Genomic DNA, 12,462 nt, shown 5'->3' on the forward strand with positions numbered 1-12,462 from the left:
CTACCGGCTGGGCCGGGGGCACGCGGGGTGTGAGCCCGCGGTCACGAGCTTGTTCACGGCGGCCTTGGGGTCTCCGCTGGTCACCAGGCTTTCGCCGACGAGCACCGCGTCGGCACCCGCGCCGGCGTACGACATCAGGTCGCCGGGCCCGGTCACACCCGACTCGGCGATCTTGATCGTCTCGAAGGGTAGACCCGGCGCGATCCTGCCGAAAACGTCCTTGTCGACCTCCAGCGTGTGGAGGTTGCGCGCGTTCACCCCGATGACCGACGAACCGGCTTCCAGCGCGCGGTCCGCCTCCTCGGCGGTGTGCACCTCGACGAGGGCCGTCATGCCGAGCGACTCCACCCGGTCGAGCAGCGACACGAGCGCGTTCTGCTCCAGGGCGGCCACGATCAGCAGCACCACGTCCGCGCCGTGCAGGCGCGCCTCGTGCACCTGGTACGGCGACACGACGAAGTCCTTGCGCAGCAGCGGGATCTTCACCGCCCGGCGCACCGCGTCGAAGTCCGCCAGCGACCCGCCGAAGCGGCGCTGCTCGGTCAGCACGCTGATCACCGACGCACCGCCGGCCTCGTACGCGGACGCGAGCTCGGCGGGCTCCGGGATCTCCGCCAGCGCGCCCTTGGAAGGGCTGCGGCGCTTGACCTCGGCGATGACACCCACGTTCGGCCCGCGCAACACCGACAGCGCGTCGAGCGGAGGGGCGGCCTTGGCCGCGCGCTCCTTGACGACGTCGAAGGACAACTGAGCCTCACGAGCGGCGAGATCCTCACGCACACCTTCGAGGATCGACTCGAGAACCGTCACAGTCTTGAACCCCTTCCCGCTACAGGGATGCTAACCCCGGCGGAGTAACGCACCGGCCACCGGGGTTCACCTGTCCACGCAGCTGACCAAGGCCGTACACGTGTCACATGCGCGAACGCGTATGAATGATCTTCACTCGTTCGAGGAACGCCCGCGCTCGTTCGCATCGCCGGTGAGGTCGTCGGTCGGGTCGTCCCCGCGCTCCAGCGCGCGCCACAGGTCCGTCTCGGGGTCGCGCGCTCGGGTCTTCTGCCCGCCCATCCCGATCTTCGGCATCCGGGCCCCCAGCGCCACCTGGAGCACGCCGGACGCCACCACGAGCACGCCGCCGGCGATCGCGAGCCAGTGGCCGGAGAACGCCGCCACGACGCCGACGACGACCAGCACCGCGCCGAGCACCCGGCGCACGACCCCGCTCAGCGCGACGACCGCGGCGACGGCCGCGAGGCACAGCAACGCGACCGGCACCGAACCGGCGCCCCAGAAGGCACCCGCCGCGCCCACGAGCAGGAGCGCGGCGATCCACAGTGGAGAGTCAGCTTTCAACTGCCGGCGCCATCGTCTGCGCGGTGGCGATCGCGGCCAGCACGGCGCCCGCCTTGTTCAGGCACTCGTTGTCCTCGGCCAGCGGGTCCGAGTCGGCGACGATGCCGCCGCCGGCCTGCACGTACGCCACCCCGTCGCGCACCAGGGCGGTGCGGATGGCGATGGCGGTGTCCGCGTCCCCGGCGAAGTCGAAGTAGCCGACGACGCCGCCGTAGAGGCCGCGGCGCGTGGGCTCCAGCTCCTCGATCAGCTCCATCGCGCGCGGCTTGGGCGCACCGGAGAGCGTGCCGGCCGGGAAGCAGGCCGCGACCGCGTCGTAGGCCGTCTTGCCCTCGGCCAGCTCACCGGTCACGGTCGACACGATGTGCATGACGTGGCTGTACCGCTCGACCTTGAAGAAGTCGACGACGTGCACCGAACCCGGCTTGCAGACGCGGCCCAGGTCGTTGCGGCCGAGGTCGACGAGCATCAGGTGCTCGGCGCGTTCCTTGTGGTCCGCGAGGAGGTCCTTCTCGAGCAGGGCGTCCTCCTCGGGGTCCTCGCTACGCCAGCGGGTGCCCGCGATGGGGTGAGTGGTCGCCTTGCCGTCGCGCACCGTGACCAGCGACTCGGGGCTGGACCCGACGATGTCGAACCCGTCGAGGCGCAGCAGGTACATGTACGGGCTGGGGTTCGTCGCGCGCAGCACCCGGTAGATGTCGAGCGCGTCGGCGTCCGTGTCGATCTCGAACCGCTGCGACACCACGACCTGGAACGCCTCGCCGGCCCGGATGGCCTCCTTGGCCTTCTCGACGGCCGCGAAGTGCTCGGCCTGCGAGCGCCGGCGCCGGAACTCCGGCTTCGGCCGGGAGAACACCGCGGCGGTCGGCGGCGCGGGCGTGTGCAGCGCCGTGGTCATCTCGTCGAGCCGCCGCACCGCGTCGTCGTACGCGGCGTCGACCCGCTCGGCCGAGTCGTCCCAGTTGATCGCGTTCGCGATGAGCGTGACGGTGCCCTCGTGGTGGTCGAGCGCGGCGAGGTCGGTCGCCAGCAGCATGACCATCTCGGGCAGCTTGAGGTCGTCCTCGGCGATGACGGGCAACCGCTCCAGCCGCCGCACCGCGTCGTAGCCGATGTAGCCGACCATGCCGCCGGTCAGCGGGGGCATGCCGGGCAACGGGTCCGTGCGCAGCACCTCGATGGTCTCGCGCAACGCCTGCATCGGGTCGCCGCCGTCGGGCAGGCCGACGGGACGGGTGCCCGTCCAGAACGCCTCACCGCCGGTCGCCGTCAGCGCCGCCGTCGACCGCACGCCGATGAACGACCAGCGCGACCACGAACGCCCGTTCTCGGCCGACTCGAACAGGAACGTGCCGGGCTGGTCCGCTCCGAGCTTGCGGTACAGGCCGACCGGGGTCTCCGCGTCCGCGAGCAGCTTGCGGACCACCGGCACGACCCGGCGGTTGACCGCCAGCTCGCGGAACTCCTCACGCGTGGGACTCACGGTCCCCAGACCAGCGGCGGCCACAGCCCCGATGACGCTCACCATGCCGTTGATTGTTGCATAAATTCAACATCTGTTGAACTATGGCCCACGTGGAGCAAGTGAACCAGAAACGCCGAGGCCGCCGCGCCGCGGGCGAGGACACCAAGGCCGCGCTCGTCTCCGCGGCCCGCGAGGTGTTCGTCGAGAAGGGCTACGACGGCGCCACAGTACGTGCGATCGCAGCCAAGGCGGGCGTGGACGCCGCCATGGTCAACCACTGGTTCGGCGGCAAGGACGGCCTGTTCACCCAGGCCGTGCTGCAGCTCCCCTTCGACCCGGCCGAGATCCTCAAGCGCCTGCTCGACGGCCCCGTGGAGGAAGCGGGCGAGCGCATCGTCCGCACCTTCGTGACGGTGTGGGACGCGACCGGCGGCGGCACGTTCGCCGCTCTGATCCGCAGCGTCACCAGCCAGCCGGAGGTGGCGGGCGCGCTCAAGCAGTTCCTCGTCAACGCCATCTTCCGTAACCTGCTCACCGAGATCGGCGCCGAACAGCACGAACTGCGGGCGACGCTCTGCGCCACCCAGATGGTCGGGCTCGGCATCGTCCGGTACGTCGTGCGGTTCGAGCCGCTGGCCTCGACCGACCTGGAGACGGTGGTCAAGGCCATCGGGCCGAACATGCAGCGCTACCTGACCGGCGACCTGGACTAGTCGGCGCCGGCGAGCAGGACCGTGGCGTCGAAGCACGTGCGGTCCCCCGTGTGGCAGGCCGCGCCGACCTGGTCGACGGTGAGCAGGAGCGTGTCGCCGTCGCAGTCGAGCCGCACCTCGTGCACGTACTGGGTGTGGCCGGAGGTCTCGCCCTTCACCCACAGCTGCTGGCGGCTGCGCGAGTAGTACGTCGCCTGGCGCGTGGTGAGGGTGCGGTGCAGCGCCTCGTCGTCCATCCACGCCACCATGAGCACCTCACCGGTGCCGCGCTGCTGGGCGACCGCGCACACCAGGCCGTCGGGGGTGCGCTTGAGCCGCTGGGCGACGGCGGGATCGAGCGGGCTGCTCAACGGGGACCTCCCAGGTGTTCACGGGCCGGTCCGGTGTTGAGCAGGACCACCCCGTAGATGTGCACTGCGGACAGCACTCCGGACGCGACGCGCGCCCACACCGGTCCGTCGGCCAGCACGATGACGAGGTGCAGCAGCGCGACGAGGATGAACACGATCATCGCCGGGTAGTGCATGAACCGGAGCCGCAGCAGCAACGCCGCCGCGACCGGCAGCTCGACGAGCGCGAGGAACGACGGGAACTTCAGCACGTCCGCGTCACCGGTCGAGCGCCAGAGGATCAGGCCGACCACGAAGAACACCAGTGCGCCGCCGAACGCGACCGCCGAGGCGACGCGCACCTCGACGGGCTTCACCGCACCACGACGCCCGCCTGGCGCAGGCCGTCCTTGACCTCGCTGATGCGGAGCTGGCCGAAGTGGAAGACGCTCGCGGCGAGCACGGCGTCGGCACCCGCGGCGACGGCCGGCGGGAAGTGGTCGACCGCGCCGGCGCCGCCGCTCGCGATCAGCGGGACGTCGACCTCGCGCCGCACCAGTTCGAGGAGCTCGATGTCGAACCCGGCCTTGGTGCCGTCGGCGTCCATCGAGTTCAGCAGGATCTCGCCGACACCCAGCTCCTGGCCCTTCGCGGCCCAGGCGATCGCGTCGATGCCGGTGCCGGTGCGGCCGCCGTGCGTGGTGACCTCGAAGCCGGTGCCGCCGGGCACGCGCCGCGCGTCGACCGACAGCACGATGCACTGCGCGCCGTACCGCTCGGAGCACTCCTTGAGCAGCTCCGGGCGCGCGATGGCGGCGGTGTTGAGGCTGACCTTGTCCGCGCCCGCCCGCAGCAGCTTGTTGACGTCCTCGGGGCTGCGCACGCCGCCACCGACCGTGAGGGGGATGAACACCTGCTCGGCGGTGCGGCGGACCACGTCGAACGTCGTCTCCCGGTCGCCGCTGCTGGCCGTCACGTCGAGGAACGTCAGCTCGTCCGCGCCCTCGGCGTCGTACGCCCTCGCCAGCTCGACGGGATCGCCCGCGTCGACGAGGTTCGTGAAGTTGACGCCCTTCACCACCCGGCCCCGGTCGACGTCGAGACAGGGGATGACACGGACCGCGACTGACATGCGGGAAAGCCTACAAGGCAGGCCTGAGGACTACGCTGCGCGGCCATGATCGCCGAACTGGGCAAGGGCAAGTACCTGCTGCTGACGACGTTCCGCAAGGACGGCACCCCGGTGCCCACCCCGGTCTGGGTGGCGCCCGGCGAGAGCGAGGACGTGATCTACGCCTGGAGCGCCCGCGACACCGGCAAGGTCAAGCGGATCCGCCGCAGCGGCGACGTGGAGGTCGGGCCGTGCGACGTGCGCGGCAAGCCACAGGGGCCGTCGGTCAAGGCGCACGCCCGGCTGCTGGACGACGACGCCAGCGATCGCGTTCGTGCGCGCATCTCGAAGAAGTACGGGGTGTTCGGGTGGGTGACCGTGTTCGGCAGCAAGCTGCGCCGGGGACGGACCGGGTCGATCGGCATCGAGATCACGCCGGCGGCGAGCTGAGCGTCGACGTCGACCGCGCGGATCAACGTTGACTCCACGTTGATCCGCCCGAATCAACGTGGACGGTCCCGTCAACATGCACTTGACGGGACCGTGCGGGCAGATGACAACGTTGTCTTTCATCCATGTCGACTTGCCGCGTCAACGTCGCTTGACCTCATCAATGTTGACTCAACGTGGACAGGATTGATCAACGTCGAGTCGAGACCCGGTCAATGTGGAGCGTCAACACGAGGTTGACGATCAACCTGGCGTCAACCTAGAGTTGACGCGTGATCCAGTTGACCGACCTCATCGTCACGGTCGCTCAAGAAGCAGACGACGCCCTCCTGCGACTGGCGAAAGCCGTCGAGATGAGCAGCCAGCTCAACGAGCTCGGCGACCACCTGATCGGCCACTTCGTGGACGAGGCGCGCCGGGGCGGCGCGAGCTGGGCCGAGATCGGCGAGAGCCTCGGCGTGACGAAGCAGGCCGCGCAGAAGAGGTTCGTGCCCAAGGAGTCGCCGGAGCTCGGCAAGCCCAGCACGGAGCGCTACACCCAGCGGTCCAGGAGGGTCATCGCGCTGGCGAGGCACCACGCGCGGTTCAGCGAGCGGATCGGAACCGAGCACCTGCTGCTCGGGCTGCTCGACGAGTCGGCCGGGCTCGCGGCCAAGACCATCGCGAAGCTGGAGTCAGGCGACGGCAGCACGCGCATCGCGACTCTCAACCGGCTCGACACCGAGGCCAAGCAACGGCCCGAGAAGCAGCCCTACACGTCGCACTGCAAGAAGGCCCTCGAACTGGCCGTGCGCGAGGCGCTGCGGATGGGCCACATGTTCATCGGCACCGAGCACATCCTGCTCGGCGTGCTGCTCGAGACCGACGGGACCGCGGCCGACGTGCTCCACAACACTGGTGTGACGCACGCGGCCGCGGCCACTCACATCGAAAGCGTGGTCAACGGACCGCAGCAAGCGCTTCCGGGAGCGTGAAGGCGCCGGCGTAGAGGGCCTTGCCCACGATCGAGCCCTCGACGCCGTCGCGCGAGAGCTTCGAGAGCGCGACCAGGTCGTCCACAGTGGACACGCCACCGGAGGCGATCACCGGGGCGTCGGTGCGGGCGCAGACCTCGCGCAGCAGCTCCAGGTTCGGGCCCGTCAGCGTGCCGTCCTTCGACACGTCGGTGACCACGTACCGCGTGCAGCCGTCGCGGTCGAGCCGGTCGAGGACCTCCCAGAGGTCGCCGCCGTCCGACGTCCAGCCGCGGCCCTTGACCCGGTGGCCCTGCTCGGTGATGCGGACGTCGAGGCCCACCGCGATCTTCTCGCCGTACGCCGCCAGCGCCTTCGCGCACCACTCCGGGTCTTCCAGCGCGGCCGTGCCGAGGTTCACGCGGGCGCAGCCGGTGGCCAGGGCGGCCTCCAGCGACGCGTCGTCGCGGATGCCGCCGGACAGCTCGACCTTCACGTCCAGCTCGCCGACGACGCGGGCGACCAGCTCGCGGTTGGAACCGCGGCCGAACGCCGCGTCGAGGTCGACGAGATGGATCCACTCCGCCCCGTCGCGCTGCCACTGCAGGGCCGCGTCGAGCGGCTCGCCGTAGTTCGTCTCGGTACCGGCTTCGCCCTGCACGAGCCGGACGGCACGACCGTCGGCCACGTCAACAGCGGGGAGGAGTGTGAACGTCACCCGAGCAGCCTAGCGTCCCCCAGGACGAGGGCGGCCACGCGCTCCTGGGCCTCCGCCGCCCGCGGGAAATCCGGCGGCACCGGCGTTCCGGGGCCCGTCGCGGCAGGTCCGGCACCCGTCCACGGCCCGAAGACGATGATCCCGGCGAACGCGGGGTGCTCCTGGGCCAGCGCCAGGTGCCGGTACTGGGTGCTTTCGAGGTCCTCGTCGGTCCGGTCCGCGCACCCCGGCTGGGGGGCGGCCTCGGACAGCAGGAACAGCTCCTTGCCCCGCGCACGTTCCGCCAGCTTCGTCATGCGCGCGTCCAGCGCTTCGTAGCCGGCGCAGTACTCGTCGAACGCGACCCAGTCGACGGCGGCGGGCACGCGCAGGGCGTCGACCCGAGCGCCTGCCTCGATCAACATGACCTTCTTGCCGGGGAACACGTCCTTGATCTGACGGGCGGAGAAACCGACGTCCGGGACGCTCCCGCCACGCAGGACGAAGCCGGCGACGCGGCCGAGGTGCGGGCGCACCTTCTCCGCGAGGACCTGCCAGGGCTCGCCGACCTCGACGAGGCACGTCGCGGGCGCGCAGTCCGCCAGCACGCCGGCGTCGGGCACGTCGCTGATCCCGACCACGTTCAGGTTGCTGCGGCCGCGCACCTCGGGCAGGTGGTTGCCCCCGGCGGTGGTCAGCCGCGCGCCGGAGTAGCCGAAGTGGCGCAGCCGGGAACCCGGCCGCTTGCGCAGGTCGTCGGAGTTCACCCTTTCGAGGTACAGGTCGTCGACGAGGCTGACGGTCCTGTCGTCGTCGGAGTGACGGCCGAGGTAGAGCCACAGCCGCTCGGTCGGCACGGCGGTGTCGAGCGCGATCGCCTTGCGCACGCCGTTGACCGAGAGGTCGAGCGTCGTTCCGCTGAGCTTCAGCACCACGTTGAACGAGCCGTCGGGCCTGGCCGAGGTGAACGACGGCAGCGTCACGACCAGGACACCCGCCTGGAACACCTGCACGCCTCCGTTGGCGCGCAACAGGAAACCGAGTTCCACGTCCTGATTGGACACATGACCCCGGCTGTTCGCCGATCGGGCCAGCACGATCGACGACCAGTCGCCGGACCCGCTGCCACCCGCGACCGGCACGAGCTCGGCCGAGATCGTGGACCCGGTGGACGGCGCGTCGAGCCGCACGGCTGTCGTGCCGTGGTGCAGCGACAGCTCACCACGGTGCTCCGGGTGGCCCACCTGGGCGGACGAGGAACTCGGCACGGCATCGGAGTGGGTCCTGCCGGACACGCGGCTGTACGTGACGGCGCCGGTTCCCTGGCGCTGCTTGAGGTTGTCGTTCAGGCCGTGGGTAGGGGCGGCGTTCACGGCGTTGTCGAAGTTGTCGTGGAACGGTGCCGGGGCGGCGTGCGCGCCTCCCGGCACGGCCACGGCGGCAGCGACAAGCGCGGCCACCGTCAGCAGTCGTGTGATCACGACAAGCGAGTCAACCAGTTCTCCAGGAGCTGCGCGCCGGCGTCCCCGGACTTCTCCGGGTGGAACTGGGTCGCCCACAGCGGCCCGTTCTCGACCGCCGCGACGAACTCGTCACCCGCGTGGTCGGCCCACGTCACGAGCGGCGCCTTGAGGTGATCGGCCGGCTCCAGCTCCCAGCGGCGCACGCCGTAGGAGTGCACGAAGTAGAACCTCGTGTCCTTGTCGAGGCCCGCGAACAGCTGCGAGTCCTCGGGCGCGCGGACCGTGTTCCAGCCCATGTGCGGCACGATCGGGGCTTCGAGCCGCTCGACGGTGCCGGGCCACTCGCCGCAGCCCTCGGTCAGCACGCCGTGCTCGATGCCGCGTTCGAAGAGGATCTGCATGCCCACGCAGATGCCGAGCACCGGACGGCCACCGGCGAGGCGCGCACCGATGATCCGGGCGCCGCGCACCGAGTTGAGGCCCTCCATGCACGCCGCGTACGCACCGACACCGGGCACGACGAGGCCGTCCGCCTCGCGGGCGACCTTCGGGTCCGACGTCACCTCGACATGGGCGCCGACACGCTGAAGCGCGCGCTCGGCGGAGCGCAGGTTGCCGGAGCCATAGTCAAGTACGACGACACGTGCCACGCCCACCAGATTAGTCCGTCGGGACCGCGCCTTGCGTAACCGGTATGACCGGCAACACCGTGTTGATCGGCTTCCTGCGCACGAGCCGGCGCCTGAGGGAGACCAGCAACGCCGACATCCCCACGAGGAGCAGGCCACCGATCAGGTAGTAGACCATCGCCGGGATGTTCAGCAGCACCGTCACCAGCGCCGTCACCACGAGCAACGGGAGGATCAGCGCGAGCGGCCACATCTGCACGCGCGGCGGTTCGAGCGTCCGCAGCACGAAGTCCGCCCGCCCCTGCTCCGCGAGCTCGGCGACCCGCGCGACCTCCAGCAGCCCCGCCGCGCGGAAGAAGTCGGGAATCGCCGCGTGACCGCGGCCGAAGTCGCGGATGCGCTCCAGTGCGCCCTTGCGGCTGGCCGCGGGATGGATGGCCGTGAGCTTGTCGATGGCGTCGAGCTGCCACTTCTCCTTCTCGCGCAGGTTGACCATGCCCGCGGTCATGCGGTCGAAGGCCAGCCCGACCGGCCCCGACTGCTTCGCCTCTGCCGACAACCGCAGCACCGCCTCGCGCGACCCCCACATCGAGGCACGGCCGAGCGACGTCGTGAACATGTAGAGCAACGCCGCGTCGTCGTTCCAGACGGCCAGCGCGGCGCCGTTCCCGATCTTGCGCACCCTGTTCGTCATGTACGCGGCCTCGTTGAGCTTGGTGGCCGGAGGAGGCAGCAGCACCGTGCCGGACTGCACCGGAACGAGCGCCGCGGGGCCCACGTTGCCGCTGTGCATGGCCTTCTGCAGCTCGGCGGCGTTCAACGGGGTCCAGATCAGCATTCTCACGCACAACATCATTCCTGGTGCCCGTGCGGCTGCGCCAAGGACGTCGCCGACCACGAACTGATCGGCGGTTCGAACATGATGAACGTCGCCGGCGCCACCGCCAGAGGGACGAACACCGAACCGTGATCTTGACCGGTTTCTTCGGCTGTCAGCGAAAAGATGCGCCGTCCTGTCCACAACAGACCAACGACGGGTCCGGACGACGCGCGAGGCGTGCACGATCAGGCCCCGTCCTGATCGTGCCACCACCCCACCCCTAAACGACGCGAGAAGGCGCGCCGGTCCAGTCATCCCCCATGACTGCGAACATGTTCCTTCACCCCCTGAAGAAACTCCGCACAGCGCTCCCCAGCCCGACCACGTCCAGATCGTGCGCGGCGTCATGATCTTCGGCCGTGCCGTAGTTGCGGAGCTCTGCGTGTCGTTTGACGCCTATAGAACGCACACGGTGCGGAATTTGTTGCAGCGTCTCGGAAACAAGATGGGAAGAAGTTCCCTCGAGGTACGGCTCCACCACCATCACGTCCGCGTGGTCGGTGTCCTGGACCGCCTTGCGCAGTCCGTCCGAGTCGAACGGTCGGACGGTCGCCGCGTACAGCACGGTGACGTCGGCGTTCTCGGACTCGACAGCCTTGAGCACGCGGTCGAGCATCGGGCCGACGGCGAGCACGACGCCGCGCTTGCCGTGACGAAGTGTCGTGAACCCCTCGCCCACGGGGTGTGCGTGGGTGTTCTCGTGCAGCGAAAGCCTCACGTACACGCGGTCGTCGTCCTTCAACGCCTGCTGGAGCAACGGGGTGACCTCGTCGGGGTGTCCCGGCACGTGCACGGTCCAGCCGGGCAGCGTGTCGAACAACGCGACGTCGCCCGGCGACTGGTGGGTGCGGCCCCACGCCGGGTCGTCATAGGACGCTCCGATGCTCACGAACACCGCGCCCACGTCCTGGTGCCCGATGTCGAGCTTGATCTGCTCGTACGGCCGTTCGACCAGGAACGGCGCGTAGCTGTGCACGACGGGCCGCAGTCCCGCCAGCGCCAGGCCGCTCGCCACCCCGACCATGGTCTGCTCGCGGATGCCGACGTCCACGACGCGTTCGTTCTCCTGCGGGAACTCGTTGCTGGAGATCACCGCGGTCACCACGGCGATCCGCGGGTCGGTGGCTATCCCGTCGTTGACGGCCCTGACGAAGGCCTGGCGCATGGTGGTCATCAGCGGCTCTTCTCGATCTTGGCGACCACCGCGTACGGGCGGTCGTGCGGCGCGGTCAGTGCGGTGAACACGGCCTCGTGGTCACGGCCGTCGATCTCGGCGGTCTGCCAGCCCTCGACGGCGAAGCGCCGGGCGATGCCGCCGGGCCAGCCGTACATCGCGGACTGGTTGTCGATCACGATCGCCGTGAGGTTCGCGACCCGCAGCCGCGACGCCACCGCGATCGCCTCGTGGTTGCTGCCCTCGTCCAGCTCGCCGTCGCCGACCAGCACGAACGTCCGCCCGCGGCTTCCCGCGACGCGTTGGCCGATGGCCGTGCCCACCGCGATCGGCAGGCCGTGGCCTAGCGAGCCACTGCTGATCTCGACTCCCTTCACGAGCACCCGGTCGGGGTGCTGGCCGAGCGGGCTGTCCCACGACGTCCAGTCGTCCAAAGTGGACTCGTCGATGAAACCCTTCTCCGCCAGCACGGCGTAGTAGGCCATCGGCCCGTGGCCCTTGGAGAGCAGGAACCGGTCGCGGTCGGGGTCGTCGACGATGGCGGGCGTGACGTTGAGGACCTTGTCGTACAGGACCCAGAGCACGTCGATCGTGGAGGCGGCCGCCCACTCGTGCTTCTCGTCCCCGGTCATCCTGGCGAAGAGCTCTGGTATCCGTTGCATACAGGCAACTGTTCAACCTCGACCAAGCTGGAGGTCAAGCGGTTACCATGATCGGGTGAGCAAGTTGCCGGAAATGCTGACCATCGGCCAGGTCGCCGAACGCAGCGGTGTCCCCCACACCGCGCTGCGCTTCTACGAGGACAGGGGCCTGATCACCTCGGTCCGCACCGCGGGCAACCAGCGGCGCTACCTGCGGACGGTGCTGCGCCGGCTGGCGTTCATCCGCACCGCCCAACGCGTGGGCCTCACCCTGGAGGACGTCCGCGACGCCCTCGCGCAGCTCCCCGACAACCGCACGCCGACCAAGTCCGACTGGGAACGCCTCTCCCGCTCGTGGAAGACGGAGCTCGACGCCCGGATCGACGCCCTGTACCGGCTGCGCGACCGCCTCACCGGCTGCATCGGGTGCGGCTGCCTGTCGTTGCGCAGCTGCGCGCTGCAGAACATCGACGACGAGCAGGCCTCACACGGGCCAGGTGCGCCCAAGCTCAAGCCCGCTCTCGAAGGCGGCACCGTCTAGGGCGTGTCCTGCGGATCTTTCTCATGATCGTGTGCAGATGATGGTGTGTGGTCGGACGTG

Annotated in this window: 16 protein-coding genes; 4 read left to right on the top strand and 12 right to left on the bottom strand. The window is 69.9% G+C overall.

Translation table 11 applies throughout. The annotated features are described in order from the left end of the window. From trpC to IE307_RS30340, 3 genes are all read right to left on the bottom strand, one after another. Positions 1–810 carry an indole-3-glycerol phosphate synthase TrpC gene (trpC, locus tag IE307_RS30330; protein WP_191302799.1) on the bottom strand — a complete coding sequence of 270 codons (810 nt, stop codon included), beginning with the start codon at positions 808–810 and terminating at the stop codon, positions 1–3. Between the two features lie 132 nt (positions 811–942). Beyond that, positions 943–1,356 carry a Trp biosynthesis-associated membrane protein gene (locus IE307_RS30335; protein ID WP_191302800.1) on the bottom strand — a complete coding sequence of 138 codons (414 nt, stop codon included), beginning with the start codon at positions 1,354–1,356 and terminating at the stop codon, positions 943–945. Continuing rightward, complete coding sequence (locus tag IE307_RS30340; RefSeq protein WP_191302801.1) at positions 1,346–2,884, bottom strand: anthranilate synthase component I; 1,539 nt, start codon at positions 2,882–2,884, stop codon at positions 1,346–1,348. Before IE307_RS30340 ends, IE307_RS30335 begins: the two co-directional genes overlap by 11 nt. A gap of 47 nt (positions 2,885–2,931) precedes the next feature. On the opposite strand from IE307_RS30340, the gene IE307_RS30345 reads away from it, so the two are divergent. After that, entirely contained in the window at positions 2,932–3,534 is a 603-nt protein-coding gene (locus IE307_RS30345; RefSeq protein ID WP_373306051.1) for a TetR/AcrR family transcriptional regulator, read from the top strand. Here IE307_RS30345 and hisI read toward each other — a convergent pair. Genes hisI through hisF form a run of 3 tightly spaced genes read right to left on the bottom strand, consistent with a single transcriptional unit; the run spans position 3,531 to position 4,995 of the window. Further along, complete coding sequence (gene hisI, locus IE307_RS30350; RefSeq protein ID WP_191302803.1) at positions 3,531–3,884, bottom strand: phosphoribosyl-AMP cyclohydrolase; 354 nt, start codon at positions 3,882–3,884, stop codon at positions 3,531–3,533. The two genes, IE307_RS30345 and hisI, sit on opposite strands and share 4 nt — an antisense overlap. Then, positions 3,881–4,240 (bottom strand): hypothetical protein, encoded by a 360-nt coding sequence (locus IE307_RS30355; protein ID WP_191302804.1) that lies wholly within the window; start codon positions 4,238–4,240, stop codon positions 3,881–3,883. The genes hisI and IE307_RS30355 overlap by 4 nt, the downstream gene beginning before the upstream one ends. Next, positions 4,237–4,995 (bottom strand): imidazole glycerol phosphate synthase subunit HisF, encoded by a 759-nt coding sequence (gene hisF, locus IE307_RS30360; protein WP_189158666.1) that lies wholly within the window; start codon positions 4,993–4,995, stop codon positions 4,237–4,239. The genes IE307_RS30355 and hisF overlap by 4 nt, the downstream gene beginning before the upstream one ends. Positions 4,996–5,040: 45 nt before the next feature. Between hisF and IE307_RS30365 the strand changes: the two genes are divergently transcribed. Both IE307_RS30365 and IE307_RS30370 read left to right on the top strand, forming a co-directional pair. Further along, the gene (locus IE307_RS30365) at positions 5,041–5,424 is read left to right on the top strand and encodes a PPOX class F420-dependent oxidoreductase (protein WP_191302805.1); all 384 of its coding nucleotides are present in this window, start codon (positions 5,041–5,043) and stop codon (positions 5,422–5,424) included. Between the two features lie 272 nt (positions 5,425–5,696). After that, positions 5,697–6,398 carry a Clp protease N-terminal domain-containing protein gene (locus IE307_RS30370; protein ID WP_229905216.1) on the top strand — a complete coding sequence of 234 codons (702 nt, stop codon included), beginning with the start codon at positions 5,697–5,699 and terminating at the stop codon, positions 6,396–6,398. Here the strand turns inward: IE307_RS30370 and priA are convergent. The 6 genes from priA to IE307_RS30400 form a co-directional block, all read right to left on the bottom strand. After that, entirely contained in the window at positions 6,364–7,095 is a 732-nt protein-coding gene (gene priA / locus IE307_RS30375; protein WP_191302806.1) for a bifunctional 1-(5-phosphoribosyl)-5-((5-phosphoribosylamino)methylideneamino)imidazole-4-carboxamide isomerase/phosphoribosylanthranilate isomerase PriA, read from the bottom strand. The two genes, IE307_RS30370 and priA, sit on opposite strands and share 35 nt — an antisense overlap. Further along, entirely contained in the window at positions 7,092–8,555 is a 1,464-nt protein-coding gene (locus IE307_RS30380; RefSeq protein ID WP_191302807.1) for a hypothetical protein, read from the bottom strand. The genes priA and IE307_RS30380 overlap by 4 nt, the downstream gene beginning before the upstream one ends. After that, positions 8,552–9,187, bottom strand: coding sequence for an imidazole glycerol phosphate synthase subunit HisH (hisH, locus tag IE307_RS30385; protein ID WP_229905217.1), 636 nt, complete (start codon positions 9,185–9,187; stop codon positions 8,552–8,554). The genes IE307_RS30380 and hisH overlap by 4 nt, the downstream gene beginning before the upstream one ends. 10 nt (positions 9,188–9,197) lie before the next feature. Further along, positions 9,198–10,010, bottom strand: coding sequence for a hypothetical protein (locus tag IE307_RS30390; protein WP_191302809.1), 813 nt, complete (start codon positions 10,008–10,010; stop codon positions 9,198–9,200). 316 nt (positions 10,011–10,326) lie between these two features. Further along, the gene (locus tag IE307_RS30395; protein ID WP_191302810.1) at positions 10,327–11,220 is read right to left on the bottom strand and encodes a transketolase family protein; all 894 of its coding nucleotides are present in this window, start codon (positions 11,218–11,220) and stop codon (positions 10,327–10,329) included. After that, complete coding sequence (locus IE307_RS30400) at positions 11,220–11,882, bottom strand: thiamine pyrophosphate-binding protein (RefSeq protein ID WP_229905218.1); 663 nt, start codon at positions 11,880–11,882, stop codon at positions 11,220–11,222. Before IE307_RS30400 ends, IE307_RS30395 begins: the two co-directional genes overlap by 1 nt. 73 nt (positions 11,883–11,955) lie before the next feature. Between IE307_RS30400 and soxR the strand changes: the two genes are divergently transcribed. Beyond that, positions 11,956–12,402: a redox-sensitive transcriptional activator SoxR gene (soxR, locus tag IE307_RS30405; RefSeq protein ID WP_191302834.1), complete on the top strand. Its 447-nt coding sequence runs from the start codon at positions 11,956–11,958 to the stop codon at positions 12,400–12,402. Positions 12,403–12,462 lie beyond the last annotated feature (60 nt).

The sequence above is a fragment of the Lentzea cavernae genome (assembly GCF_014653695.1).
GTDB lineage: Bacteria > Actinomycetota > Actinomycetes > Mycobacteriales > Pseudonocardiaceae > Lentzea > Lentzea cavernae.